This is a genomic window from Acetobacterium sp. K1/6, assembly GCF_034438075.1.
Lineage (GTDB): Bacteria > Bacillota > Clostridia > Eubacteriales > Eubacteriaceae > Acetobacterium > Acetobacterium carbinolicum.
In genome coordinates this window covers 38949-63805 of record NZ_JAXQGA010000004.1, presented here as the reverse complement: position 1 = coordinate 63805, position 24857 = coordinate 38949, and the positions used below count along the sequence as shown (strand labels likewise).

Here is a 24857-nt window from a genome sequence, read left to right as displayed (position 1 = left end):
GACTTATGGTATTGATTTTACTTTTAGGGTATAATTGCCTATAGAATGCTTGAAAGGGGACTAAGAAAGTGATAATGATTAAAGAACTGTTTATAAAGTGGTCTGATTGGATAAAAATAAGGGTGCAAAAAAATAAGTTGAGAACTGCCGCCCTGCTGTCTGCCCTGCTTGCTCTGGCTGGTTTTTTTATGCCATTTATGAGCGCAAAAGCGAATCTATCGGTGTCAGGATTTATGAACAATACAGTGACGGTGATCAGTCCGGAGTATGACTTGATCAATTTTTCGCTGAGTGAGTTTGTAAAGCAGGAACCCATTGATCGCTTTGAGATATATGGGGTGCCGCTTGGTAATCTTAAAATACTGGATGTGCCGGTACTGGAGATGCTAAGAAATCCACTGCCGGATCAGGGTTACCTCAGCAGTGTGAATGAAGCCTTATCGAGTCCGGCACTGGATTACCTGGTCGATCCCAAGGTGCAGGAAATCATGGCAACCCGCTTTAATCATGGTGAAAGCATTAACGGGATGCTCACTGATGTATGGAACATTGTTCAAAGCCTGAGAGGTCTGGCGGGTCGAGTCAATGAAGTGAGCATTCAGGCCCGACAGTCCATGGATCGGGTTAACGCAGTGATGGCAACCATCGATGGCTATAAAGCGACTGCCAATGGTTTCGTTCTGTTCTTATTTCTTGTTATCCTGGCTTTAACCGCACTTATTCTATATAAACGGGCCGGTATCAAGCTGTCTGTTTTTATTTCCGGATTGTTAGCAACTCTATTTATGGCAGTTGGGATTGGTACTGCGGTTGCCAATAATAAAATTAGTGAGCAGCTTGCCAGTTTGGCAAGTCAGGTAAACAGTGGTATTGTTGAGGTACTGCGGGCCATCTTAACTGGAACACTGGGAGATGTGGGTGCCTTTATCGCCAATTATCTCAGTGGCCAGGCAAATTTTATGATCATGTTTTTTACCCTCCGGTTGGAAGTCGGCTATTGGGTTATTCTGCTGGGTTTGGTGGGAACTTTTATACTGCTGCTTATGACAGCGAATCAAGAGCAACGGTTTAAAAAAGAAAGACAAACCGAGTTGGACGAATCGGTTTTAGCGAAAGAAATCGATCAAGCGATGAAAGTGCCGAGTGACGAACAGGCAAAGGCCGTATTAACAGAAGTTGGGGAAACAAAAGAAGAAATAAAAATATAATCCAGTCTAAAAAAAGGATGATCCGCGGATCATCCTTTTTGCTTATTCAACTAATTGTGAGATCTTAATGCTTTTAGTATGCTCAATCGGTTCCCATATTTCAATCGGTTTAATAAAACACAATACATTAATGGGAATCCAGGAGGCCAGGTAAAACCAGAAAGAAAAAACCGAAATGTTGTTGATCTGACGAATTTTTTTGCCTTCCAGCCATAATACCATGGCAGTAAAAATCACGCTGAAGATGACGCCGCCAATCGAAAAGAGAATGGCAAAGGTCAAAGCGTTGGACCAGACACTGGTCGTAATAAACAGCATTCCTAAAATGATAAAGGAACAAATGGTATAAATACAGGTTAATACTTGCATAAAGGGAGCAACCAAAAACATCAGCATATCCATAGCACAACGATTTTTATCCTTGACCACCGCGTCAATGAGTTGTTGCGAATACTGGTTAAAGCACTGAATGGTGCCGGTGGACCAGCGTTTACGCTGAGACCAGGATTGATCAAAGGTAATCGGATGCTCATCGTAGGTAACCGCCTCGGGAACCCAGGCGACCCGGTAACCCTTGATAATGCACTGGGTGGTAAATTCGATATCTTCGGTTAGACTGAACGTTTTAAAACCTTCTTTTTTGATGACATCGGCATGCATCATAAATCCGGTTCCATTTAAGGTGGCGGACCAGCCTAATTTATGGCGGGCCAGGTTCATAAAACGATTCAGGGTCCAGTAAAACACTGATTGACAACCAGAAATCCAGGAATCACTCGGATTTTTGCTATCCCGGTAACCCTGAGCAATTTTTTCACCTGATTCCAGAACATTGTTCATTGAGGTGATAAAATGCTTATCGACCAGATTATCGGCATCAAAAATGCAAAAGGCATCGTAGACATCATTTTCTTTAAAAATATAATCAAAGAATTGAGAAAGGGCAGCGCCTTTTGACTTAACCTCAGCAGTACAGGTCATGATCTTGGCACCGTGAGAAAGCGCCACTTCTTTGGTATTGTCGGTGCAATTATTAGGAATGACATAGATATCCAGCAGTTCTTTTGGATAATCCTGCTGATGAAGGCTTTCAATGAGATTGCCAATTACCGCCGCCTCGTTTCGTGCGGCAACCACCACAGCAATGCGATTTTTGGGTGGGGAAAGGGTGTACTTATTGTGTTTGGTATAACCAAATAGGCCAATACCTAAATAGTAGATACCATAAATAAAAAACGGGATACCTAAAATAAATAACAGAGTAAAAATTTGTGAAACCATCTCTATTTAATTTCTCCTTTGTGTTAAGTTATATCGATCGTTGTGAAAACCAGCAAGAGGTTGTGTTGTTCGGATTAAATAACCACCTGATATAGTATAAATGCATTTTATTCATGACACAACCACCAGGAATTGTATTCCAGGTGGTTGTGTGAGTTTATCTTCATCGCACTTAAGTTGTTTTATTTTAACACGAACCAGAGTATTTATCAAGGATAGGTGGTGTTTCCACATGCCGAAAGCATCGATATTTTAAGGTTATTCAAAGGTTTGTATTAATTTGATAGCGCTACAGATCCTCTAAATTATCTTTAATCAGGCGGGTACGCGGCATTTCAGTTTTATGCATATTGGCAAAATAGCCCCAGAGCATGATGAGTCCGATTGGCCAAATAAAAAGACTCCAGACAACTAGCCACCATTTAGAATAATAAAATGGTTTCTTTTCGGGAATATCGGATACTTGATTTTCTTTCATTAAATCTAATTCATCTGTTAACATTGTCGCATCCTCCTTTATCTTACTTATTGCATTATTGATACCCCAAAACGGAGATAAGCAACAAAAATGAAAAAACTTAAAAAATTAAAGGGTTCATTTTTGATTCACATTGAATGCTTATGATTAGGACATCAAAAATATTATTTGGAGGTCGGTAAAAAATGGTAAAGCAAAAACGGAAAATGATGATAATTGGTGGTGTCGTATGTGCGGTGATTGTGTTGGGACTGGTCTGGGGGTATCAAACTTTTTTTAATCAGAAGTCAGATCAGAGTACGGAGTATCGGGTGAAAAGTGAAGATATTGTCGATGATGATCGATTTACCGGGGTTATTGAAAGCCAGAACCGGCAAGAAGTGATTGCGACGAGTTCACAGCAAATCGCCGATATTTACGTGAGTGAAGGCGAGCAAGTTCCGGTAAACAAGGATCTCTACATCACAACAACAGGAGAAGTGATCCGATCAACAATTGCTGGTGAGGTTTCAAAGGTTTACTATGAGAAGGACAATACCGTATCGGTTGGTGGAAAAATAATGGAAATTGTTGATTATTCGAACTTGCAAATCAATTTAAAAGTTGAAGAAAATCAGTTATCCGACATCGAAGTGAATACATCCGCCGAGATTAACATTGACAGTATCGATCGTAGCATTAACGGAATCGTTTCAGAAATTAGTCGTGAAGCAACAAATGAAAAGGGCGTTGCATATTTTACAGCAAAGGTGAATTTTACCGGAGATGCGGATATTCGCATTGGTATGAATGCTGAAGTTATCATTGTCGAAGAAAGTGAAGAAGATGTTTTAACGGTTCCGGTTGACGCAATTCAATTCACCGGAGATAACAAAACCTATGTTAACATAAAAAATGATACTGGCAAAGTTGCGAGTCGCATGGTGACAACAGGAATCACTGATGGCGTAAAAATAGAGATAACAGAAGGCTTGAATGAGGGAGATATTGTGTTGATTCCAGAAATTATTTATGAAACAACGACCTTTTCCGCTCCCCAACCGACGGTGACCTCGAATGTCTGATGAAATTTTAAAAATGAATGATGTGGTTAAAACCTATATCATGGGTGAAGAGGAGCAGGTGGTTTTAAAAGGCATTGATCTTTCGATCACTCGCGGCGATTTTCTTTCGGTACTGGGACCGTCCGGTTCGGGGAAATCAACTTTAATGAACATTATCGGCTGTCTGGATGTGCCCACCAGCGGAACCTATTATCTGTCCGGGGAATTGATCCGAGATCTGCCGGAGGCGGATCTTTCCCATATTCGCAATCGGGAAATCGGCTTTATTTTTCAGCAGTTTCAGTTGCTGCAACGCTTATCCGCTCAGAAAAATGTGGAGCTGCCACTTATTTATGCCGGAGTGCCCGAAAAAGAACGACAGCAGCGAAGTGCTCATATCTTAGAACGGGTGGGACTGGCAGATAAGATGAAAAACCGTCCCAATCAATTATCCGGTGGTCAGCAGCAGCGGGTTGCCATTGCCCGGGCATTGGTTACTGAGCCAACCATTTTGCTGGCTGATGAACCAACCGGAGCGCTGGATCAACAAACTGGCCATCAGATAATAAACCTTTTTAAAGAACTTAATGAAGAAGGAAAGACGATCGTGATGATCACCCACGATGTCGATGTGGCTAAAAATGGCAGCCGGATTGTGCGGATTGTCGATGGAAATCTCAGTGAGGGGGTATACAATGCTTAAAGAAAGTATTAAAATGGCATTAGAGAATATTATCAGCAATAAAATGCGGTCTTTTCTGACCATGCTGGGCATCATTATTGGGGTGGGATCAGTTATTGCGCTGATCACCATTGTTTCCGGAGCAACCAGCACCGTCACCGATCAGGTAGCTTCTATGGGCGCCAATACGGTGACCGTCCAGGTTCAGGGAACACCCCTTAAACAGGGGCTGACTCAGAGCGATATCGACGATATTTCAGAACTTTCGAACATTGAAGGAGTTGCGCCGACCATTTCCGGCCAGACAACAGTGACATTTGATGGAAACACCATGGATGAAATTAGCCTTCAGGGTAAGAATGACGTTTATTTTGAGAACACCGAAGATGTTATTTCATCCGGACGAATCATCAATACCATTGATACCGAAAATGAAAGCCGAGTGGCATTAATTGGAAATGACATCGCCACTGAACTTTATGTGGGGAAAGATCCCATCGGCGAAGAAATTAAAATCGGCGGCATTACCTATCATGTTATCGGGATTTTGCAGGAATCGGACAGCTTTGCCTCCGCCGATACCAACAATTCGGTGATCATTCCCTATACTACCGCCATGGGCGTTGTGGGAGCAAAATATATTAACAGTTTGACTGTCTACATTGCGGATGAGACCTTGGCGGATAACACCACCCGGCAGGTTGAAGGCGTTTTAACAAAAGCCTTCAATGGTGAGGAAGATAGTTATTCCATTGTCAACATGCAAAGTATCCTGGAGACCATTGAAGAAATGACCAATATTCTGTCGCTGATGTTAGCGGGAATCGCTTCGATCTCACTGGTAGTGGGCGGTATCGGGATTATGAACATGATGTTGGTTTCGGTCACCGAACGGACCAGCGAAATCGGTTTGCGAAAAGCGTTGGGAGCAGAACCCAAACAGATTCAGCTCCAATTCTTAATTGAATCGGTGGTGCTCTGTTTGATTGGCGGCGTTATTGGCTTTATACTCGGGGTCGTTTTGGCCTGGGTGGCAGCTTATTTGATTGGAACCAATTTTTTCCTGAGTGCATCGACCGTTATTTTAGCGATTGGCTTTTCTGCCATCATCGGTGTAGTTTTTGGTTTTATGCCAGCCCGCAAAGCTTCCCGTCTTAACCCCATTGACGCCCTACGAAGTATTTAGGAGATAAAACAGGAGAAAAAAATGTTCAGTATTTTGATCTGCGAAGATGACAACCACATCCGCCGCCTGTTTCGGGATACCCTGGAAAAAGAAGGCTATTCGGTTTATGAAGCGGTTGACGGTGTTATGGCTCTGGAAGCGCTGGAAAAGAATCACATCGATCTGTTAATCACTGACGTCATGATGCCCCATATGGACGGGCATATCTTAACCAAAACTCTGAGGGATGGGGGCTTTGAGCTCCCAACCCTGATGATCACCGCCAGGGAAAGCATCGATGATAAAAAAACCGGTTTTAAAGCCGGTACCGATGATTATATGGTAAAACCGGTGGACATTGATGAAATGCTCCTCCGGATTTTTGCCTTATTGCGCCGAGCCAAAATAGCCAATGAGCAACGGCTGGTGGTGGGAAAAACGATTCTGGATTATGAAGCCTTGACGTTGAGTATTGGTGATGAAACCATCACCCTGCCAAAAAAAGAGTTTATGCTACTGTTTAAACTGTTGTCAGCGCCCAATCGCATTTTTACCCGGGCGCAAATTATGGACGAAATCTGGGGATATGACAGTGAAAGTGATCACCGCACCGTGGATGTTCATATTAAACGATTGCGGGAAAAATTGGAAAATAACCAGGATTTTGAGATCATCACGGTCAAAGGCTTAGGCTATAAGATTGGGGTTTAAAAAGGAGTCATATGAAAAATAAGATTTTTCATTCAATCTATACAAAATTTCTGGTGACTTTTTTAGGGGTGCTTTTTTTCTCAGCGATCTTAACCTTTGGCGTGATTTACTGGTCGCAGGTGGGAAATGTAATGGAGCAAATTCGGGTGGGATTGGTTAACCAGGTCCATGTTGTTCAGACCCTGAATCAGGAAAAGTTGAGTGATGAGGCCATCACTGATTTATATACCCAGGGCATTGTGGTGTCCCAGATTTATGCCAGCCTGGATGAAGTAGCTGTGAACCTGTCTGAGGATGAAAGTGCAAAACTTGAAAATGGCGAGATTGTCTACCGGGACTCACACCAAGGCCAGAACTTGCCGATGGCGATGGGAAAACTAACAGATGGCTACGTTGTCAGTACACCGAATCTGGAACGAAATCAAATCGCCGGTTTTGTGAATATTCAGCGAACCTCCATGCTGGTAACCCTGTTAATTGGATCGGTGCTGATTGTCATTGCGGTAGCGATGATTGCCAAACCCATTAAAGCGGTTTCAGAAGCCACTAAAAAAGTAGCGGATGGTGATTTTGATTTGCGACTGAAGGTAAAGGGTAAAGACGAGCTGGCAGTGCTGGCTCAGAATTTTAATATCATGACCGAAGCGCTTTCCCGAAACGATTATATTCATCGGGATTTTGTCAGTAATGTATCCCATGAGTTTAAAACCCCGATTGCCTCCATTAAAGGCTTTGGCAAGCTTTTAAAGGATCCGGAACTTTCGGAAATCCAGCGTCAGGAATACATTGACATCATTGTGGATGAAAGTGACCGGCTCTGGAAGCTGTCGGCCAATGTGTTAAAACTCTCGGAACTGGAAAATGGCGTTCTGGGACTGAAGAAAGAAGCTTTTTCGCTGGATGAATCGATCCGGCGGGTGGTGCTGCTGCTGCAGGAAAAGTGGGAAGCCAAAAATATCGATCTGGATATCCAGTTGGATGAAATGATCTACAAGGGCGATCAGGAGTTAATGGCTCAGGTTATTATTAATCTGTTGACCAATGCCATTCATCATACTCCGGAAAATGGTGAAATCAGGATTGATCTAAAGGCAACAGCTAAAGAAGTGATCGTTAAAATCGTCGATACCGGGAAGGGCATCACAACAGAAGATCAGGAAAAAATCTTCGATCGCTTTTATAAAGCGGATCAATCCCGCAGTACTCCCGGTACCGGGCTGGGGCTCACTATTTCCCAGCGCATTGTCAGTCTTCATGGTGGAACCATTGCGGTGGAAAGCACTTTAGGAGCGGGTAGTACTTTTTGTGTTAGGTTGCCAAAATAAAAAAGCAGGGAGCAGCTCTGATCGTTCGTAACGATCAGAGCTGCTCCCTTTAATTACTTAACAGAGTAGGAAACTTAAATAGTTTACAGATCCTGGGCCAATTCGTTTTCTAATTCCTCAGCTTTTTCAAACTGAGAGTTGTAAAGTTTAGCATAAAAACCATCCTTGGCCAGCAGATCTTCATGGTTACCCTGTTCGACAATGTCGCCTTCATTCATAACCAGAATGAGGTCGGCATTTTTAATGGTGGACAAGCGGTGGGCGATGACAAAGCTGGTTCGCCCTTCCATCAGGTTATCCATGGCTTTCTGAATCAGCACCTCGGTACGGGTATCCACCGAGCTGGTGGCTTCATCCAGAATCAGGATTTTAGGATCAGCCAAAATGGCCCGGGCAATGGTTAAGAGTTGCTTTTGTCCCTGCGACACATTACTGGCTTCTTCATTTAAGAACATGTTATAACCATCCGGCAGGGTATGCACAAAATAGTCGACCTGAGCGGCTACGGCTGCAGCTTCTACCTCAGCATCAGTGGCATCCAGACGGCCATACTTGATATTGTCGCGGATGCTGGCATTGTAAAGCCAGGTATCCTGGAGCACCATCCCAAAGAGGCTGCGAAGATCGCCGCGGCTAAAGTCCATAATATTATGGCCATCCACGAGAATGGCACCGGATTTCACGTCATAAAAACGCATCAACAGCTTAACGATGGTGGTCTTACCGGCTCCGGTGGGACCAACAATGGCAATCTTCTGGCCTTCTTTGATATGAGCGGAAAAGTCTTTAATAACGGTTTTATCGGGGTTATAACCAAAGTTTACGTGGTCAAAATCGACACGACCAGATACTTTTGAGAGATCAAAAGCGGTGGTGCTTTCGGAAACTTCTTCTTCTTCTTCCAAAAAGGTGAAGACCCGTTCGGCAGCGGCAGTGGTTTGCTGCAGAATATTAGAAATATTGGCAATCTGCATAATCGGTTGGGTAAACTGACGGACATATTGGATAAAGGCCTGAATGTCGCCAACACTTAAGCGGCCATTAACGGCCAGATAACCGCCTAGAATACAAACCGCCACATAGCCGAGGTTCCCGATAAAGGTCATCATCGGCATCATCAGTCCAGAAATGAACTGCGATTTCCAGGCCGAGCTGTAAAGGGTGGTGTTATAGTGGTCAAAGGTTTCGAAAGAAGATTCTTCACCGTTAAATGCTTTAACCACGTTATGCCCGCTGAACATTTCCTCCACGTGACCATTGATATGACCCAGATAGGTTTGCTGTTCGCTGAAATGGGGTTGGGACTTTTTAACAAGATTCACGACAATGACAAATGAGATTGGCACAATTAAAAGTGCTACAATGGTCATTTGCCAACTGATGGAGAACATCATAATCAGAATACCCAACAGGGTTGCCACGGAGGTGATAATTTGGGTGATGCTCTGATTTAAGGTCTGATTGACCGTTTCAATATCATTGGTCAGGAAGGAAAGCACCTCACCATAACTGGTTTTGTCAAAATATTTAAACGGTAGTCGATTGATTTTGGCAAAAATATTTCGTCTGAGCTCATAAGTTACCTTCATCGAAATCCCGGTCATAATAAAGCCTTGGATATAAGAAAAAATCGCAGCGATGATGTAGAGACCAAGGAGCAACAGCATGATCTGACTAATATAGTTAAAATCAATGCCTTTGCCATTATCGGCAATCAGATTCATGACACCTTCAAAGATGGCCGTGGTGGCGTTTCCCAGTATTTTGGGGCCGACAATCATAAAGATGGTGGAAGCAATCGCAAAGATCAGCACAAAGAAGAGACTGATTTTATAGGCGGATAGGTAGCGGGTCAGTTTTTTAAGGCTGCCCTTGAAATCTTTGGGCTTCTCACCGGGTATCATGCCGGCGGGACCTCCTGGACCCCGACCCATTCCGCCACCGCCCATGTTGCCACGTTTTGGTGTTTTAATATTTTTTTGATCGCTCATATGTTTAGTTCCTCCTCTGATAATTGTGAGGATGCAATTTCCTGATAGGTGGTACAGGTTTTTAATAGTTCATTGTGGGTTCCTTTGCCAACCACCCGGCCGTGATCCAGAACGATGATTTTCTCGGCATGCATAATGGTGTTAATTCGTTGGGCGACAATGAGTACGGTACTGTTACCGGTGTATTCTTTTAAAGCCCGTCGCAGAGTAATATCGGTTTTGTAGTCCAGCGCGGAAAAGCTGTCGTCAAAAATATAGATATCCGGTTTTCGTACCAGCGCCCGGGCAATCGATAGTCGCTGTTTTTGTCCGCCAGAGACATTGCTGCCGCCTTGGGCGATTTCCCGCTCAAAGCCGTCGGGACTGCTTTTAATAAACTCGGTAGCCTGAGCAACCTGAGTAGCAATAGCTAAATCTTCTTCGTTGGCAAGTTGATCGCCATATTTAAGATTGGAGGCCACAGTGCCGGAAAATAACACCCCTTTTTGGGGAATGTAACCAATTTTTTCGCGCAGATCGTGTTGGGTGACCTCGCGGATGTCGATGTCATCGATTTTAACAGTACCCGAGGTGACATCGAAAAATCGGGGAATCAGGTTAATCAGGGTTGATTTACCTGAACCGGTGGAACCAATAAAGGCGGTTGTTTCGCCCGGATTGGCCACAAAGTTGATATCATGAAGGACATCTTCCTCAGCTCCTTCATAGCGGAAGGAGACATGGTCAAAGACCAGGGTGGTTTGCTCGTTCATTGGTAGTTTTTTTGGTTCGGCGGGATCGACAATACTCGGTTTAACGGCCAGTACTTCCTGAATACGATCGCCGGAAACGGCAGCCCGGGGAATCATAATAAACATCATCGACATCATCAGGAAGGAGAAAATAATCTGCATGGTATATTGCATAAAGGCCATCATATCACCAACCTGCATGGCTGAATCGGCGATTTGATGAGCACCGACCCAAACCACTAGCAGAGTGACGCCATTCATGATAAACATCATGGTTGGCATCATAAAGACCATCGCTCGGTTTACAAAAAGATTATTAGCGGTCGTTTCCTTATTTACCGAATCAAAACGATTTTCTTCAAAGTTCTGATTGCCAAAAGCCCGCACCACCATCAAGCCGGTCAGGCTCTCCCGGGTGACGAGGTTTAGTTTATCCACCAGTTTCTGGATTAGTTTAAAGCGAGGCATGGCAATGGTAAATACGACACCAATAATAATCATAATCGCTAAAACCGCCACAACGATAATCCAACCCATGGAGGTGGTTCGGCGTAGGGCCATAATAATCCCGCCAATGGCCAGAATTGGTGAATAGCAGAGAATTCGAATGCCCATAATCAGAATGGTCTGGATTTGGGTGATATCATTGGTGTTTCGGGTGATCAGTGATGCTGTCGAGAACTTATCAAACTCGGTATTAGAAAAACACTGGACCTTCTTGAAGACATCCCGGCGGAGACTTTGGGAAACCCCAGCCGCAATTCGGGCTGAAAAAAAGCCCACCGCAATGGCGGCTAAAATGCTGATCAAAGAAAGCAGTAGCATCATCGCGCCAATTTTTAAAATATAGAAAGTTTGAATGGCACCGACATCAACTCCAAGTTCGTTATAGAATTGGGTGGTGAATTGGACAGCGGTTTGAATTTGCATCGATTCAGGAGTTTGGGCAGCCTGTTCGCGGGCTTTGTCAAAGGTGTCCGGGGGCAATTGTGTGAGCATCGGCAAGGCCTGATAAAGCTGGTCTAAATCCAGATCGGTCGCGCTTTCGGCGGCGCTGGCATCGGCGGCGCTGGTATCCATTGAACGCATGGCATTGATAAATGTCCAGGTGGCTGTTCCAAAGATGGGATCCAGCGTTTTGAAAGTTTCCGCATTGGGATTTGTAAGGACATAAATACTTTGGGTTTTCAGTGTCGGGAATTTCTCGACGGTGGCACCATAGTCTGGATTAGTAGCGTCATCCGGGCTCATCAGCAGGTAGCTATCTGACACCGTCTGCTTTTCTGCAGTGGTCATAAAGGTCGTCATTAAGGCATAGCCATCTTCACTGATGGCTTCCGGCGTTGCGTGTTCAATCCCGTTTTGCTGGATGCCCACATTGACAATATCCGACATGAAGTTTGGCAGGTTCAGGTCGGATATCGCTTGCACAAAAAGCAGTGCCAGGGTAATGAAAAGGACCCCGAGATAGGGTTTTAAATAGCGTGAAAGCTTGATCATGTTGTTTTCCTTTCTGCATTTTCTTTCAAGCCGCCTTGTTGCTGATCGATCTGATCAAAGGCGACCGCTAATTTGTCGAGTAAAAGAACAAGGGACTGGGTATCTTCTTCACCTAGCGTGGTTGCTGCTTCATCATAGATTTGGAAGCATGACTTTGAAACATCGTCTTCAAGTTGGCGGCCGGTATCGGTAAGCTTAACGTAAACCAGGCGGCGATCCTTACTTGAGGCAATCCGTTCTACATAGCCAAGCTTTTCCAAAGTTGAAATCGTTTGTGAAACGCCGGGCATCGAAATTGCGGTTTCTCGGCTGAGCTGAGAAATTTTCACGCCGGGAGCCAACGTGAGATTGTTTAACTGAGCGTCTTTTTGCTCCTCGTCATACATTGTTTTAAGGGTTTTTAACATAAAAAATTCATGGGGTTTAAGGTCTTTCATCAGACATTTATGAATGCGACCCATACTTGACTTTTTTATGCGGTGAAAAGCGTGAAACAGTTCGTGTCCAGTTGTATTCAATGCGTACTCCTTTCGTAGATTAATGATTAATTAAAGTAACAGTTAAATAACATAATAGTTAATTTACTTAAGTAAATCTATTATAAACGAAGATTGAAATTATGCAAGGCAAAAGAATTTTGAAACGCATTAACATAAAGATTTATGCTATAATATTTTGGTAACTTAAGGAAAATTAAGTATAAGGAGCAGAAAATTGAGTATGACCAAGAAAAAAGAAGCATTTAGAGAGACTTTAAAATATGCGTTTATTCAAACCCTGCCCGTTCTTTTTGGTTATCTTTTCATGGGGATGGCCTTTGGCATTCTGCTGGAAAAAGCGGGTTACAATTTTATCTGGGCATTTTTTATCAGTCTGATTATTTATGCCGGTTCGATGCAATTTGTTTTGATTGGACTACTGGGTGGCGGCATGGGGCTACTGTCATTGATTGTCCTGACCCTGTCGGTACAGAGTCGTCATATCTTTTATGGGTTATCCTTCATTGAAAAATTTAAGGCGATGGGAAGATATGGCTGGTATATGATTTTTTCACTAACTGACGAGACCTATTCGCTACTGTGCGGTATGAATATACCCAAAGAACTCAATCAGAAACAGGTGTTTTTTACCGTAGCGGCCCTGGATCAAAGCTACTGGATTGTCGGCTGCACTCTTGGTGCGATCATTGGCAGTTTCATCGGTTTTGATACCACCGGCATCGATTTTGCGATGACAGCCCTGTTTGTGGTTATCTTTATTGAGCAGTGGTATAGCTATCAATCGCATTTGCCTGCTCTGGTGGGGATGTTTTGTGGGATCGTCTCGCTTTTTGTATTTGGTGCCAATGCATTTATTCTACCGGCGTTGATTGCCGCCGTATGTTTGCTGCTCGTTTTTAGAAACAGTATAAAACAAGGAGAGAACAAGGAGGTGGTTCAATGAGTCCGGAAATAACAACACCCTTACTGGTCGTGTTGGTGGTGGCGGCCTGTACCTTTATGACCCGTTTTCTGCCTTTTGCCCTTTTTGGTGGCGGAAAGGAAGTACCGGCTCTGGTTAAAACCCTTGGTGATCTGCTACCGCCAGCGGTTATTGCCATTCTGGTGGTTTATTGTTTAAAGGGGGTCAGCTTAATGGTGCCGCCGCACGGATTTCCCGAGTATCTTGCAGTAGGAATTGTGGCATTGCTTCACGTCTGGAAGCGCAATAACCTGCTGAGCATTGGTGGCGGAACTCTGGTTTATATGGTACTGATCCAAATGGTATTTATCTAGTCGGAAATAAAGGGAGAGACAGATGAAAAGAGGTCGTGATGTTTAAAATCGGTGAGTTTTCAAAATTGACCCAGGTATCGATTCGGATGCTCCGCTATTATGATGAAAATAACTTGCTGAAACCGGCTCAGACGGACCCTTTTACGGGCTATCGTCTGTATTCGGTGGAGCAAATTCCGCGGCTGCAAAAAATTATCTTCTTGCGCGATGTTGGCTATACCGTTGCAGAGATTGGGGCGGCGCTAAAAAATTGGAGCGGTGATTTTATGGCGGATCAATTAAAAAGCAAACAAATCGAAGTACAGCAATTACTGGAACAAGAACAGGAAAAGCTAAGCAGAATAAAAACGGCGTTGGACAGCATTAAGAAAGATGAAATCGGTATTCATTATAACTTTATCATTAAGCAGATTCCTTCATACCCGGTTATTTCACTGCGACGGGTGATCGCAAATTATTTTTGTGAGGGATTACTTTGGAAAGAACTAGCCGAATTAACAAACGAAAGAAAAATTGAGCTACCAGTAACTGAGCAGTGCTTTGCTGTTTACCATGACAATGAGTTTAAGGAAGCCGATGTGGATGTGGAGGTCTGTATGGTGGTTACAAAAGCTGTGGCTGTGGACGAACCGCTGTGCTTTCGAAATACAGAAGCGGTGGCGATGATGGCCTGCACGATGGTTTATGGCCCCTATGAAAATATCTCCGGGGCTTTTCGCTCGCTGGCTTATTGGCTGACTGGACATGCCGGTTATAGAATGAAGGGAAAAAACCGGCAAATCTGTCATCGGGGCCCCTGGAATGAAGAAAATCCGGCTCACTATCTGACCGAAATTCAGATTGAACTGGAAAAAGTAAATTAAAACATGGGGGCAGTTTTTTGTTTATAAATCAGTTTTTATTTCCTTGCCCCATACAGAAAGGCTGCCCAGAATCGGAATAAGACGATTCGTGTTTCTGGTTAATTCATACTCGACTCTTAAGGGCATTTCGTTATATTGCGTGCGGAGGATCAGACCATCCGCTTCGAGTTCCTTCAATGAGGAAGCGAGCATGGTGTTGGTTATGCCCTTAATTTTTTTTCGTAACGCATTATAACGGGTGGGCCCATCGTTATATAATGCACAGAGGATGGGAATCTTCCATTTGCCACCAATGATTTCAAGGGCAGCTGAAAGGGGACATTTTTCTTGGCACGGGCAGATGTTTCCGGAACATAAGGAAGTTTTATTTTCAGAGGTAGTCATTTTTTTCTTAGCTCCTTTCTATTTTCGTATGTGATCATATTTTTTTGCGTAGTTTACAAGCTTTAGTTGGAGTACTATAATTGTATCAGGTAGTAATTGCGGAGTCAATTGCTATACTAAACTTTGGAGGAATTTAAAATGGTTATTAATGAAGAAATGAAAAGTGTTATCGAAAACTCGGCGTTTCTGACAATTGTGACAATGTGTCCCGATGGCAGCCCACACCCCATTATTGTTGGTAGCGGCGAAGTTGAAGGTGACCATGTTTCGGTCGGAGTCTATGCAATGAAGGTGACTTCGGAAAATCTTAAGAAAAATGATTGCGCGATGCTGTTGGCCGCTCAAAAAGTTGAGGGTGGTGCCAAAGGTTGCCGTTTTACCGGCAGCGCAAGAGTTTCTGATGGAAAATTTATATTTACGGCAACAAAGGCAGAAGCACTTATTTAAATCAATTAGGATATAAGATTAAATAAAAACCGCTGATTATGAAAGAGATAAAAGTCTTTGTAATCAGTGGTTTTTATTTACTTACGGATATCTTAACATAATTTTTTAAAGATAAAAATGATTAATGATAAGGCCTAAAAGCTGGCGCTTATTTTTACCCGCATTGAACTGGGAAAAATATAAGTGGTCGATAAAAGGGGACCGTGAACAAAAGGTTATTTCAGATAACGATTAAATGCTTTATCGACATCAAAATGAACGTCTTTAAAAAATAGAAACAGCCAAAGGGTTAAAGAAGCGAGAGCAAAATAGAAACTGATGAAATGTGAGAGTAAAGCACCTGCGAATAAAATGAGCGCCCATAAGGCGAATTGATTCCGCATATCTTTGCTCATTCGTTGGGTGTCATAGGAGTGTCGCAGTTCTTTGGGTAAGGTGTTGAAGCCACTAATTAAAATCGCCGCCTTTTCTTTTAAAAGCGCAAAAATAAATGCCAATAATACAAAAATGATTGCCAGAACAAAACAAGAGATAGCGAATATATTATTCGTAGTCATAAGAGTGCCTCCTAGAAAAAATGAATACAATCTGACTTTTTAAAATATAGATTAATTAAATTATAAAGGAAGCGGTTGATGATGTCAATGGAACCGGTTGGTCGGAAATAGATTCGTGAGATTTTAATTAAACACGCGATCAAAATAGTCATTATCGCTTGGCCGAATGTTTGTTTTTAAATTAAAGCATAAGACCTATTGACTCTCACACCGTGGTAGGGTCTAGAATAATAAATAGGTAGTTACGAAGCTCATGGGATCGCAATTACTTAATTAACAATAGAATTATGGAGGTAAGCGCATGGAAAACGATCATTTAAAACCGATTGGAACAATTCATGTTGAAGGAACAGAGATGTTTATCGAACTGGACGAAAGATATCGTCAAGGATTGGCAGGATTGGACGGATTTTCCCACATCAATGTATTATGGTGGTTTAGCGAATTTGACAATCAAGAAGCCCGCGGGGTGCTTTCATCACCCCAGCCCTATAAACAGGCTCCGGAGGTGATGGGAGTCTTTGCCACCCGCTCTCCGCTCCGGCCCAATCCGCTGGCATTAACCGCGGTTTCGGTATTGGATCTTGACAATCAAACTGGGATCATCAAGATTGCCTATATTGATGCCAATGATGGAACACCGGTGCTGGACATCAAACCCTACACCCCCAGTCTGGATCGGGTCGAAAACCCGCAGGTACCGAGCTGGTGCGATCACTGGCCCAAAAGTGTTGAAACATCGGGGGCTTTTAATTGGGCCGAGGAGTTTAACTTCTGAAAATTGATCCTTTCAAAATTTAGTCAAATGACCGGTTACGCAAATTATTGTGTTACCGGTCATTTGTGTTACCGACTGGCAATCAGAAATTTAATCTTAATCCCCTGCTCGGCAAACATTTTTTCGTGCTCGGTTTTTATATTGTCCGGGTAGTCGGCGGTGTGAAGATCGGGGATCAGGGTCGTGATGGTAAAACCGGCTGCTTCAAAGTATTTGATGGAATCATTAAATAGTTCATCATTGTCGGTTTTAAAATGGATTTCCCCGTTTTTGGATAAGAGTTTCTTATACTTTTCCAGCTGTTTGCTATGCGTCAGACGTTTTTTCTGGTAGCGGCGGCGCGGCCAGGGATTACAGAAATTAATGTAAATCCGCTCGACACCATCCTCTGGGGAGAGGACGGTGTCAATACGTTCAATGTCCCAGGACATGATTTGCACGTTATCAACAGACGCATGGGCGTTTAAATAAGCAGCTTCAATATTGCGTTTAGCCAAACCCAGCACCGCGTCAATCAGATCAATGGCAAGATAGTTAATCTCCGGATGGCGGCTGCCCAATGCAGCAATAAAGGTACCTTTTCCGCAGCCCAATTCAATATGAAGGGGCTGCTTTTTTTTAAATAAGTGTTGCCATTGCCCCCGATGATCCGGGGGGGCAGCCTGAAAAAATCCGCAGGCCTCCAGTTCCGGGCGGGCCCAGGGTTTGGGTCGTAGATGCATGGTGTGACTCCTTTGGTTAATCGATCATATATAAGTTGAATTAAAATTAATGTAGGGGCGATTATTAATCGCCCGCACACGGCACAATTACAAGTATCAATTTGCAAAATTCTTTAATCAAACATAGATCGTATCATTTAATAATTTATAGCTCAATAATTTTTGTCGCCACATGGTCAATAAAGGACTGGTCATGCTCCACAAAAATCATGGTTGGCGGGGTCTTAAGCAAAAGTTCTTCAATCTGTACCCGGGAAAGCACATCAATATAATTTAGTGGTTCGTCCCACAAATACAAGTGGGCCGATTGACAAAGGCTGCGGGCTAAACAGACCTTCTTTTTTTGACCTTCGCTGAAGCTTTTCATCTCTTTTTCGAATTGTTCCCGGTTGAATCCCAGCTTTCGCAGGATGGTCTTAAACAGGCTCTCATCAATCTCTTCACAACGGGAATAATGACGGAGATCCCCGGTCAGAAAGTGAGTGTCCTGAGGAATATGTGAAAGCTGCAGCTGGCTGCCCAGGTTTAGATTGCCGGAAAAAGGGATGAGTTCACCCAGCAGTAGTTTAAGCAGACTGGATTTCCCCGAGCCGTTCGGACCGATAATGGCAATGCGGTCACCCTGATTGATCTCGAAGCTTAAGTCTTTTAAAATTGGCCGATCACCATAGCAAAGGGACAGGTTATTGGCCGAAATCAGTCGGTCTTTTTGATAAGCACGGGGTCGGATCTGGAGCGTATCGGCCCAGTCAATGTTCTTAAGCAGTTTTTCTTTTGATTCAATACTTTTATGCTGGCGTTTTTTAAGCGACTTGGATCGTTTCATCATTTTAGCCGACTGATGGCCGATGTGGCCACGGTCGGGACGAAGCCCTGAAACGCGTTGGCCGTTTTTGGATTTTTCAACGGCATTTGACCAGTTTTCGGTTTGCTTGGCGGCCGTTTTTAATTGACCAATTTCCTGTTTGAGTTTCTTATTCTGATTGAATTCAAACTGATCCTGACGCTGTTTGTTAAAGAGCCAGGTGGAATAGTTGCCTTTCTGGATGTCAATGTTCATTTTATTAATTGACAAGACATGATCCACACAGTTATCCAGAAAGGCGCGGTCGTGGGAAACCAGAATAAAACCCTGCTTTTTATTCAAATATGCACTGACGATTTGACGGCCTTCCAGATCCAGATGATTGGTAGGTTCATCAATTAAGAGAAATTGATGAGGTTTTAAAAATAAGGCCGCCAGTAATACCTTGGTTTGTTCACCCCGGCTCAGGGTTTCAAAGGGTCGATTAAGCAATTCAGGCTCCAGACTAAGCAACGATAGTTCCCGCTGCAGTTCCCAGATTTCATAGTCATCATAAATGGCATCGACAATTGTACTGGTAAGCAAGGAAGGGTTCTGGATTTCAAAGGGAAAATACTCAAAATCGACCGTTTTGGTGATCACACCGCTGTAGTCATAAAGACCCATCAGAAGTGTTAAAAAGGTTGTTTTACCCCGGCCATTTCGGCCGATAAAACCCAGCTTCCAGTTCGTGTCAATGGTAAAAGAAACATCTTCAAAAATATTTTCGTAGCTGTTTTCGTAGTTAAAGCTTAAGTGTGATATGGAAATTTGTGACATCATTGTACCTCCGCTGCCAAGCCCGATAATAGAGGCTTTGACAAGTAAAAAACCGCAAGAAAACGATCCTGCGGCTCAATGATGGACAACACAAAAAATCCTTACTAAAGGAGTTGATGGTGCTAAAGAGGCAGTGCTTTTTTCGTAATTTTCTTGCTTAAGCGCACCAAAACAAGAGGTTTATCCTCTGGATTGAAAGCACTTTCCAATTGTTTCTTAGCAAGATAAATTACGCATCCTCTTAACTCCTTTTCGTATTTTTATTATAGTCTAACATTTTTTTAAAAAGAATTCAATCTCAAATTGTATGATTAGTATTTAATACAGGATTTAAAAACGAAACCTGTTCTTCTGCCGGGGGATAGACCTTCAGCTTTTCTTTAATCGGCTTGCTGTAGCTGTTGGACAGGCCAAAGGCCTGGCGCAGGGGATTGAGCCTGCCGTAGAGCTCGTCCTTATATTCTTTGGGAGCGCCGCCTTTTTTGTACAGGCGCCAAAGGGTGTCATACTTTTCCGGATAGGTGGTTTTAATAAAATCAAAAAATGCCGGTCGGGTGGCACCGCGCAAATAAAGGGCGCCGGGCAGCACATAATCGATACCGGCCTCCTTTCCGGCAGCAAACAAGGCCGTCAGGGTTTCGGAATCATCAGTCAGGGTCGGAATAATCGGCATCAGATGGTGACCGACGGAGGCATTTGTTTTTCTGAAAGCTTTAAGCATCTCAAAGCGGGCCTGGCCAGACACGGCGCCGGGCTCGATTTTTTTTCGAATGGATTCGTCAAGAGTGGTCACTGTGGCGGCCACATTGATATAGGTTATCCGGGATAGTGCGTCAATCAGGTCATAATCCCGGAGCACCAGATCCGACTTGGTGGAAATAATTGCCGGTGTTTTGTATTTGATCAGTAACCTTAATATTTCTGGCATCAGCTGGTACTGGGCTTCCGCCGGTTGATAGCTGTCTGTGACACCGCCAATATTGACAATTTCCCGCTTCCAGTTTGGTGAGGAGAGTTGTTTTTCGAGTACTTCAATGATATTTGTTTTGACCGAAATATTGCTTGAGAAATCATGATAGCCGCTAAAACCATGGGTTCCCATGGCATAGCAGTAACGGCAGCCATGGCGACAACCTTTATAAATATTTAAATCCCAGCCATAGGGAATTTTTCGTTTCAATTCGTGTAGGGCAGTCGTACAGGTGATCGCGTGATACTCAGGCATGTGGACCTCCTTAGGGTTTCTTTAATCATTACTTAAGTATATGTCATAAAAGTTTAGGGTGTCCACAAGAATTTATGGTAAAATTATTTACTGTTTCGCATTTGATTTCTGGATATTAAATACAAATGTTTAAAATAAAGGGTAATAAATAACATAAGATCACATAAAGGGGGCAAAGGCGTGAGCAATCATAGGGGAAGAAAAGTAGTCGCGGTCGTTGTAATTATCATGCTCATACTTCTGCTGTTGGGGGCTGGGGCATATCTAGCACTGGAAGAGTTGGTTGGGAGTATGAACATCCAATCATTTTTCGATGAATCCGAAGCCCAGCAAAATGAAGAAATCGCTGAAAGTCGGCAGCAGGCCTTTGATGGGTATGCTTTCCTTGAGGAAAATGAACGACAGGCTTATACTCGGGTTGTTCGGATGCTTACCGATTTTGAGACTGAGGTTAAGGTGAGTGGCGTCAACACTGAAGAAATTGAGCGAGTACTTTCTGCAATTGATTATGATTACCCGGAAATATTCTGGGTTGGAGAATTTTCCTACTACTATGACGAATATGATCAAAAAGTCAGTAAAGTCATCATTGAGTATCCCTACGACGAAACCGAAAAGGATCGGCGACAGGCTGAGATAGAAGCGGCTTTTCAGGAATACAGTAGTGGTATGAGTAGTGGTATGAGTGAGTATGAAAAAGTGAAATATGCCTACGAATATGTGATAAAAAACACCGTCTATCAGGAAGATCGCGAGGATGATCAGAACATTTACAGTGTTTTTGGAAAAAAAGGCTCGGTCTGTGCCGGGTATTCCAAAGCTATTCAATATCTATTGAAACGCACCGGAATTGAGTGTTCTTATGTGGCGGGAGAGGCCATCGGCCAGGGTGCTCATGCCTGGAATATTGTCCGGGTTGACGGGGAGTATTATTATCTGGATGCCACCTGGGGGGAATTTAATGTTGAAGATAATTTAGAGCCAGAAAAGAGTATCTTCTACGATTATTTCTGTGTTACTACGGCAGAACTTCTTAAATCACATCGTCCCGATCAGCGATTGATTGCCTATCCGGAATTTACCGCCACGGCAGCCAATTACTTTGTCAAAGAAAACAAGCGCTATGATTTAAGCAAACAAAGCGAGGTGAAGCGCTTTGTGCGAGATTTGGAAGTAGCGCTGAATTCAGGAGAAAAATATTTTCATTATGCCATTATCGACGCCAATACCATCAGCGTCGCCGAAGACCTGATGGACGAGGTTTTGGGCTCTTACTACTGGTTCTCCAGTGAGGATAGCTTGTCAAATACGATCGAGCTTTATTAACGTGTAAATAAAATTCAAAGTTATCAAAAAGCCCCATTCTGATTTTAGAATGGGGCTTCAAACTGTCAAGAAAGATAACCCGGTACCGACAACTAAAGCCTCATTCCATCGCAATTAGCTGAACGCCGTGTACGCCGTCCAGGGCTTCTAACATCGCCATCAACTCATCAATGGTTAAGATAAGATCCTTTCCGTCCAGGGTCACAATCACAACGGCAGCCTGGTTAATTGGGATATCCTGATGAATGGTGATAATGCTGGTCTGGTGATCCCGGAGAATCGTCAAAATATTGGAAAGAATCCCGGGTGTATCGTCAAGCTTAAAAGAAAGCGTAAACTTACGACCATAATTTTCCGAAGGGGTAAAAATGTAGTCCTTATATTTATAGTAGGTGCTACGGCTGATGCCCACCTTTTTTACCGCATCACTGACCGATTTACACTGGGCAGATTCCATTAAGATGCGGGCTTCTACCACCTTGGAATAATAATCGGGCAGTATTTTTTTATTAACAATCAGATAATCTTTAATCATTGGTCTAACCTCCTAAAACCTGGACACCGGTATGATCGGGAGATAGCGGAATGATTCGCCATCCCGGTGCTTTTTGTGCTAAATAGGCAAGCATCTCGCGCTCAAAATCCTGGTTACTGACTGAATTAATGACCAGAATGGTCGGGCCGGCGCCACTGATACAGGTGTTGAGACACCCCATTTCCCGGGCTTTTTTGGTCATCACATCGTAGTGGGCAATCAGTTTTTTGCGATAGGGCTGGTGCAGGCGGTCCTTCATACACAGCTTTAAAATATCCGGGCAACCGTTGGCCAGAGCCAGATAGGTCATCGTTGCCCGGGGCAGATTATGGGTGGCATCGCCAAAACTGATTTTTTTAGGTAAAACCTGACGGGCATCGGCCGTGGATAGGGGAAAGTCCGGTACCAGCGCGTAGAATTCATAACAGGGGTGAACCGCGCTCTTGATGTAGATGTTTTTGCCGCGATCGTTCATGGAAACGACCAGCCCCCCGAAGATGGCTGGAGCGACGTTATCCGGGTGTCCTTCCAGCTCCACCGCGATATCAAAAAGTTCTTCGGTCGATAAGGGTGATCCAATCAGGGTGTTGGCACCAAAAAGTCCGCCAACAATACAGGTGGCGGAACTGCCCAGTCCCCGGCTGATGGGGATATCCACATCGGTGTGGATATAAAGTCCCTTGGGATGGTAACCCACTTTTTTAAACACCTTTTGCATCGAACGATAAACCAGATTGGTATCGCTTTGATACTTCCGTTCAACGCCCCGGATTGTCAGCTTGCCGTCATTTTTTTCTTCAAAACTGAAGGTATTGTAAATTGACAGTGCCAGACCAAAGGCGTCAAACCCCGGGCCGATGTTGGCACTGGTTCCCGGAACCCGAACCTTAATCATTTTGTTCCACCTGATTGTGTACCTGATTGTTTAAAAAATCAAGAACGGCCTGAGGCATTTCGGTTTTATCACATTGTCCCTGATGCTGATTGGCTTTTTTGTCCAGATCCTTTAATGGCTGGGGAATAGCGGTGCCGGTTTTTTCAGCCAGAACCGTTAAAAGTTCATAATCATTGCACGTACAGTCACCAAAAATGCTTTCATAAACGGAACGCCCAAACTTGTAAGGGCTGGCAGTTGAGACGATCACGGTTTTGGTGGTATCCTTGGTTTCACTAAGATAGTCTTCATAAACCTTATTGGCGACGGCAGTGTGTGGGTCCATCAAATAATGGGTTTCATCAAAAATGGCTTTGATGGCTTGAGCAGTTTCACCTTCGTCGGCAGCACCGGCATAGAAGAGGCTGGTTTTTTCCATCAGAGCTTTAGAGGCTTGATAAGTGCCCTGGTTTTTTAGCTGCGCCATCAGATCACTAACCGCATCCGGATCGGCGCCGGAGACATCGTAAAGTAGCCGTTCCAGATTGCTGGAAATCAGGATATCCATAGATGGGGATGAAGTCTTATAAAAATCCCGGTTACGATTATAGTTACCCGTCCTAAAAAAGTCGGTTAAAACTTTATTGGCGTTGGATGCGCAGATCAGCTTATTAATCGGTAAGCCCAGCAGCGAAGCGTAGTAGCCAGCTAAGATATTGCCGAAATTCCCAGTCGGGACCACAAAATTTATTTTTTCATCGGGTTGAATTTCGCCCCGACGCAACAGCTCATAGTAACTATAAAAATAATAAACAACCTGAGGCAGTAGCCGACCGATATTAATGGAATTAGCCGAGGAAAAGATCACATTGGCTTTAGCCAGTTCGGCCGCTAATTGGGGATCGTTGAGAATCATTTTAACGCCATTCTGGGTATCGTCAAAATTGCCGTCGATTCCCACCACACAGGTGTTTTCACCAATTTGAGTGAGCATCTGTTTTTCCTGAACGGTGCTGACCCCATCCTTAGGGTAAAACACGATAATGCTAATATTGGGAACATCGGCAAAACCTTCCAAAGCGGCCTTCCCGGTATCCCCGGAGGTGGCGGTTAAGATCATAATTTTCTTCTGATTATTGACATTTTTCATAGACTCTACCATCAGATATGGTAAAATAGTGAGAGCCATATCTTTAAAGGCACAGGTGGGGCCGTGAAAGAGTTCCAGAAAATAGCGGTCTTTGACTTTTTTTAGTGCAACCGGTTCTTTTTCTTCAAACTTACCGGAGTAATAAGCGCCCTGAATGGAATCAGAAATTTGTTTTTCGCTGAAATCATCGAGGAAAGCGCAAAAGATCTGATGTGCCATCTCGCCGTAGTTTTTCCCCATGAATTTGCTTGGGTCTAAATTAATCTTATCGATAAAGTTGGGGACAAAGAGTCCGCCATCCGGAGCCAATCCTTGCAGGATGCCCTGGGATGCAGTAACATTGATGTCTTTGGATCGCGTGCTGTGGTAGCCTTTTTTCATGTGATTCCTCCAAAAATTTATGGTGTGCCGGGAAAAATCTTCAAAAATATTCAAAAAATCTTCTCGGAGGGGGATTGAATAACCCCTAGCTATATGATAGA

General features: G+C 43.6%; 25 protein-coding genes. 12 read left to right on the top strand and 13 right to left on the bottom strand.

Annotation, left to right across the window (positions count from 1 at the left end; all coding sequences use genetic code 11):
* Positions 1–68 precede the first annotated feature (68 nt).
* On the top strand, positions 69–1208 hold the full coding sequence (locus U2P91_RS04620; protein ID WP_322519148.1) for a hypothetical protein: 1140 nt from the start codon (positions 69–71) through the stop codon (positions 1206–1208).
* 42 nt (positions 1209–1250) lie between these two features.
* On the opposite strand, the gene U2P91_RS04615 is transcribed toward U2P91_RS04620, so the two are convergent.
* Together U2P91_RS04615 and U2P91_RS04610 are read right to left on the bottom strand one after the other, a co-directional pair.
* Positions 1251–2489, bottom strand: coding sequence for a glycosyltransferase family 2 protein (locus U2P91_RS04615; protein WP_204355392.1), 1239 nt, complete (start codon positions 2487–2489; stop codon positions 1251–1253).
* 289 nt (positions 2490–2778) lie between these two features.
* A complete protein-coding gene (locus tag U2P91_RS04610) occupies positions 2779–2991 on the bottom strand; it encodes a hypothetical protein (protein WP_111888313.1) in 213 nt (70 codons plus the stop codon).
* Positions 2992–3152: 161 nt separating this feature from the next.
* On the opposite strand from U2P91_RS04610, the gene U2P91_RS04605 reads away from it, so the two are divergent.
* The 5 genes from U2P91_RS04605 to U2P91_RS04585 are packed head-to-tail and all read left to right on the top strand — an operon-like array spanning position 3153 to position 7893.
* The gene (locus U2P91_RS04605) at positions 3153–4031 is read left to right on the top strand and encodes an efflux RND transporter periplasmic adaptor subunit (RefSeq protein WP_322519147.1); all 879 of its coding nucleotides are present in this window, start codon (positions 3153–3155) and stop codon (positions 4029–4031) included.
* On the top strand, positions 4024–4713 hold the full coding sequence (locus tag U2P91_RS04600) for an ABC transporter ATP-binding protein (RefSeq protein ID WP_322519146.1): 690 nt from the start codon (positions 4024–4026) through the stop codon (positions 4711–4713). The genes U2P91_RS04605 and U2P91_RS04600 overlap by 8 nt, the downstream gene beginning before the upstream one ends.
* The gene (locus tag U2P91_RS04595) at positions 4706–5878 is read left to right on the top strand and encodes an ABC transporter permease (RefSeq protein ID WP_322519145.1); all 1173 of its coding nucleotides are present in this window, start codon (positions 4706–4708) and stop codon (positions 5876–5878) included. Before U2P91_RS04600 ends, U2P91_RS04595 begins: the two co-directional genes overlap by 8 nt.
* Before the next feature lie 21 nt (positions 5879–5899).
* Positions 5900–6568 carry a response regulator transcription factor gene (locus U2P91_RS04590; protein ID WP_322519144.1) on the top strand — a complete coding sequence of 223 codons (669 nt, stop codon included), beginning with the start codon at positions 5900–5902 and terminating at the stop codon, positions 6566–6568.
* 11 nt (positions 6569–6579) lie between these two features.
* Positions 6580–7893: a HAMP domain-containing sensor histidine kinase gene (locus U2P91_RS04585; RefSeq protein WP_322519143.1), complete on the top strand. Its 1314-nt coding sequence runs from the start codon at positions 6580–6582 to the stop codon at positions 7891–7893.
* An 83-nt stretch (positions 7894–7976) separates the two neighbouring features.
* Here U2P91_RS04585 and U2P91_RS04580 read toward each other — a convergent pair whose 3' ends face one another.
* From U2P91_RS04580 to U2P91_RS04570, 3 genes are read right to left on the bottom strand one after another with little or no spacing between them, the layout of a single operon-like run.
* Positions 7977–9884, bottom strand: a complete 1908-nt coding sequence (locus U2P91_RS04580; RefSeq protein WP_414151113.1) for an ABC transporter ATP-binding protein — start codon at positions 9882–9884, stop codon at positions 7977–7979.
* The gene (locus U2P91_RS04575; RefSeq protein ID WP_322519142.1) at positions 9881–12115 is read right to left on the bottom strand and encodes an ABC transporter ATP-binding protein; all 2235 of its coding nucleotides are present in this window, start codon (positions 12113–12115) and stop codon (positions 9881–9883) included. Before U2P91_RS04575 ends, U2P91_RS04580 begins: the two co-directional genes overlap by 4 nt.
* The gene (locus tag U2P91_RS04570; RefSeq protein ID WP_322519141.1) at positions 12112–12633 is read right to left on the bottom strand and encodes a MarR family winged helix-turn-helix transcriptional regulator; all 522 of its coding nucleotides are present in this window, start codon (positions 12631–12633) and stop codon (positions 12112–12114) included. The genes U2P91_RS04575 and U2P91_RS04570 overlap by 4 nt, the downstream gene beginning before the upstream one ends.
* Before the next feature lie 202 nt (positions 12634–12835).
* Here U2P91_RS04570 and U2P91_RS04565 point away from each other — a divergent pair, with 202 nt between their 5' ends.
* Genes U2P91_RS04565 through U2P91_RS04555 form a run of 3 tightly spaced genes read left to right on the top strand, consistent with a single transcriptional unit; the run spans position 12836 to position 14753 of the window.
* Positions 12836–13558 (top strand): AzlC family ABC transporter permease, encoded by a 723-nt coding sequence (locus U2P91_RS04565; RefSeq protein WP_322519239.1) that lies wholly within the window; start codon positions 12836–12838, stop codon positions 13556–13558.
* On the top strand, positions 13555–13890 hold the full coding sequence (locus U2P91_RS04560; protein ID WP_322519140.1) for a branched-chain amino acid transporter permease: 336 nt from the start codon (positions 13555–13557) through the stop codon (positions 13888–13890). The genes U2P91_RS04565 and U2P91_RS04560 overlap by 4 nt, the downstream gene beginning before the upstream one ends.
* Before the next feature lie 38 nt (positions 13891–13928).
* A complete protein-coding gene (locus tag U2P91_RS04555) occupies positions 13929–14753 on the top strand; it encodes a MerR family transcriptional regulator (RefSeq protein ID WP_111888303.1) in 825 nt (274 codons plus the stop codon).
* A gap of 21 nt (positions 14754–14774) precedes the next feature.
* On the opposite strand, the gene U2P91_RS04550 is transcribed toward U2P91_RS04555, so the two are convergent.
* Positions 14775–15137 (bottom strand): winged helix-turn-helix transcriptional regulator, encoded by a 363-nt coding sequence (locus U2P91_RS04550; RefSeq protein ID WP_111888302.1) that lies wholly within the window; start codon positions 15135–15137, stop codon positions 14775–14777.
* Positions 15138–15275: 138 nt separating this feature from the next.
* On the opposite strand from U2P91_RS04550, the gene U2P91_RS04545 reads away from it, so the two are divergent.
* Entirely contained in the window at positions 15276–15584 is a 309-nt protein-coding gene (locus U2P91_RS04545; protein ID WP_111888301.1) for a pyridoxamine 5'-phosphate oxidase family protein, read from the top strand.
* Positions 15585–15799: 215 nt separating this feature from the next.
* On the opposite strand, the gene U2P91_RS04540 is transcribed toward U2P91_RS04545, so the two are convergent.
* A complete protein-coding gene (locus U2P91_RS04540) occupies positions 15800–16141 on the bottom strand; it encodes a DUF3784 domain-containing protein (protein WP_322519139.1) in 342 nt (113 codons plus the stop codon).
* Positions 16142–16442: 301 nt separating this feature from the next.
* Here U2P91_RS04540 and tsaA point away from each other — a divergent pair, with 301 nt between their 5' ends.
* Positions 16443–16919 carry a tRNA (N6-threonylcarbamoyladenosine(37)-N6)-methyltransferase TrmO gene (gene tsaA, locus U2P91_RS04535; RefSeq protein ID WP_322519138.1) on the top strand — a complete coding sequence of 159 codons (477 nt, stop codon included), beginning with the start codon at positions 16443–16445 and terminating at the stop codon, positions 16917–16919.
* 68 nt (positions 16920–16987) lie between these two features.
* Here the strand turns inward: tsaA and trmB are convergent, their stop codons facing one another.
* From trmB to U2P91_RS04520, 3 genes are all read right to left on the bottom strand, one after another.
* Complete coding sequence (gene trmB, locus U2P91_RS04530; protein WP_322519137.1) at positions 16988–17641, bottom strand: tRNA (guanosine(46)-N7)-methyltransferase TrmB; 654 nt, start codon at positions 17639–17641, stop codon at positions 16988–16990.
* A 145-nt stretch (positions 17642–17786) separates the two neighbouring features.
* Complete coding sequence (gene abc-f, locus U2P91_RS04525) at positions 17787–19265, bottom strand: ribosomal protection-like ABC-F family protein (protein ID WP_322519238.1); 1479 nt, start codon at positions 19263–19265, stop codon at positions 17787–17789.
* 298 nt (positions 19266–19563) lie between these two features.
* A complete protein-coding gene (locus U2P91_RS04520) occupies positions 19564–20490 on the bottom strand; it encodes an SPL family radical SAM protein (protein ID WP_322519136.1) in 927 nt (308 codons plus the stop codon).
* Between the two features lie 180 nt (positions 20491–20670).
* Between U2P91_RS04520 and U2P91_RS04515 the strand changes: the two genes are divergently transcribed.
* Positions 20671–21816: a transglutaminase domain-containing protein gene (locus U2P91_RS04515; RefSeq protein ID WP_111888295.1), complete on the top strand. Its 1146-nt coding sequence runs from the start codon at positions 20671–20673 to the stop codon at positions 21814–21816.
* Positions 21817–21916: 100 nt separating this feature from the next.
* Here U2P91_RS04515 and U2P91_RS04510 read toward each other — a convergent pair whose 3' ends face one another.
* From U2P91_RS04510 to thrC, 3 genes are read right to left on the bottom strand one after another with little or no spacing between them, the layout of a single operon-like run.
* The gene (locus U2P91_RS04510; RefSeq protein WP_111888294.1) at positions 21917–22351 is read right to left on the bottom strand and encodes an ACT domain-containing protein; all 435 of its coding nucleotides are present in this window, start codon (positions 22349–22351) and stop codon (positions 21917–21919) included.
* A 4-nt stretch (positions 22352–22355) separates the two neighbouring features.
* The gene (gene thrB / locus U2P91_RS04505) at positions 22356–23246 is read right to left on the bottom strand and encodes a homoserine kinase (RefSeq protein ID WP_322519135.1); all 891 of its coding nucleotides are present in this window, start codon (positions 23244–23246) and stop codon (positions 22356–22358) included.
* Positions 23239–24756 (bottom strand): threonine synthase, encoded by a 1518-nt coding sequence (gene thrC, locus U2P91_RS04500; RefSeq protein WP_322519134.1) that lies wholly within the window; start codon positions 24754–24756, stop codon positions 23239–23241. Before thrC ends, thrB begins: the two co-directional genes overlap by 8 nt.
* Positions 24757–24857: the final 101 nt, after the last annotated feature.

Bases quoted from the DNA above. Each gene is read 5' to 3' on its own strand.
- tsaA (WP_322519138.1), top strand. From the start codon at position 16,443: ATGGAAAACGATCATTTAAAACCGATTGGAACAATTCATGTTGAAGGA.
- U2P91_RS04545 (WP_111888301.1), top strand. From the start codon at position 15,276: ATGGTTATTAATGAAGAAATGAAAAGTGTTATCGAAAACTCGGCGTTT.
- U2P91_RS04590 (WP_322519144.1), top strand. From the start codon at position 5,900: ATGTTCAGTATTTTGATCTGCGAAGATGACAACCACATCCGCCGCCTG.
- U2P91_RS04550 (WP_111888302.1), bottom strand. From the start codon at position 15,137: ATGACTACCTCTGAAAATAAAACTTCCTTATGTTCCGGAAACATCTGC.
- trmB (WP_322519137.1), bottom strand. From the start codon at position 17,641: ATGCATCTACGACCCAAACCCTGGGCCCGCCCGGAACTGGAGGCCTGC.
- U2P91_RS04595 (WP_322519145.1), top strand. From the start codon at position 4,706: ATGCTTAAAGAAAGTATTAAAATGGCATTAGAGAATATTATCAGCAAT.
- U2P91_RS04520 (WP_322519136.1), bottom strand. From the start codon at position 20,490: ATGCCTGAGTATCACGCGATCACCTGTACGACTGCCCTACACGAATTG.
- U2P91_RS04540 (WP_322519139.1), bottom strand. From the start codon at position 16,141: ATGACTACGAATAATATATTCGCTATCTCTTGTTTTGTTCTGGCAATC.
- U2P91_RS04575 (WP_322519142.1), bottom strand. From the start codon at position 12,115: ATGATCAAGCTTTCACGCTATTTAAAACCCTATCTCGGGGTCCTTTTC.
- thrB (WP_322519135.1), bottom strand. From the start codon at position 23,246: ATGATTAAGGTTCGGGTTCCGGGAACCAGTGCCAACATCGGCCCGGGG.
- U2P91_RS04610 (WP_111888313.1), bottom strand. From the start codon at position 2,991: ATGTTAACAGATGAATTAGATTTAATGAAAGAAAATCAAGTATCCGAT.
- U2P91_RS04615 (WP_204355392.1), bottom strand. From the start codon at position 2,489: ATGGTTTCACAAATTTTTACTCTGTTATTTATTTTAGGTATCCCGTTT.
- thrC (WP_322519134.1), bottom strand. From the start codon at position 24,756: ATGAAAAAAGGCTACCACAGCACGCGATCCAAAGACATCAATGTTACT.
- U2P91_RS04560 (WP_322519140.1), top strand. From the start codon at position 13,555: ATGAGTCCGGAAATAACAACACCCTTACTGGTCGTGTTGGTGGTGGCG.
- U2P91_RS04555 (WP_111888303.1), top strand. From the start codon at position 13,929: ATGTTTAAAATCGGTGAGTTTTCAAAATTGACCCAGGTATCGATTCGG.
- abc-f (WP_322519238.1), bottom strand. From the start codon at position 19,265: ATGTCACAAATTTCCATATCACACTTAAGCTTTAACTACGAAAACAGC.
- U2P91_RS04585 (WP_322519143.1), top strand. From the start codon at position 6,580: ATGAAAAATAAGATTTTTCATTCAATCTATACAAAATTTCTGGTGACT.
- U2P91_RS04600 (WP_322519146.1), top strand. From the start codon at position 4,024: ATGTCTGATGAAATTTTAAAAATGAATGATGTGGTTAAAACCTATATC.
- U2P91_RS04605 (WP_322519147.1), top strand. From the start codon at position 3,153: ATGGTAAAGCAAAAACGGAAAATGATGATAATTGGTGGTGTCGTATGT.
- U2P91_RS04565 (WP_322519239.1), top strand. From the start codon at position 12,836: ATGACCAAGAAAAAAGAAGCATTTAGAGAGACTTTAAAATATGCGTTT.
- U2P91_RS04510 (WP_111888294.1), bottom strand. From the start codon at position 22,351: ATGATTAAAGATTATCTGATTGTTAATAAAAAAATACTGCCCGATTAT.
- U2P91_RS04580 (WP_414151113.1), bottom strand. From the start codon at position 9,884: ATGAGCGATCAAAAAAATATTAAAACACCAAAACGTGGCAACATGGGC.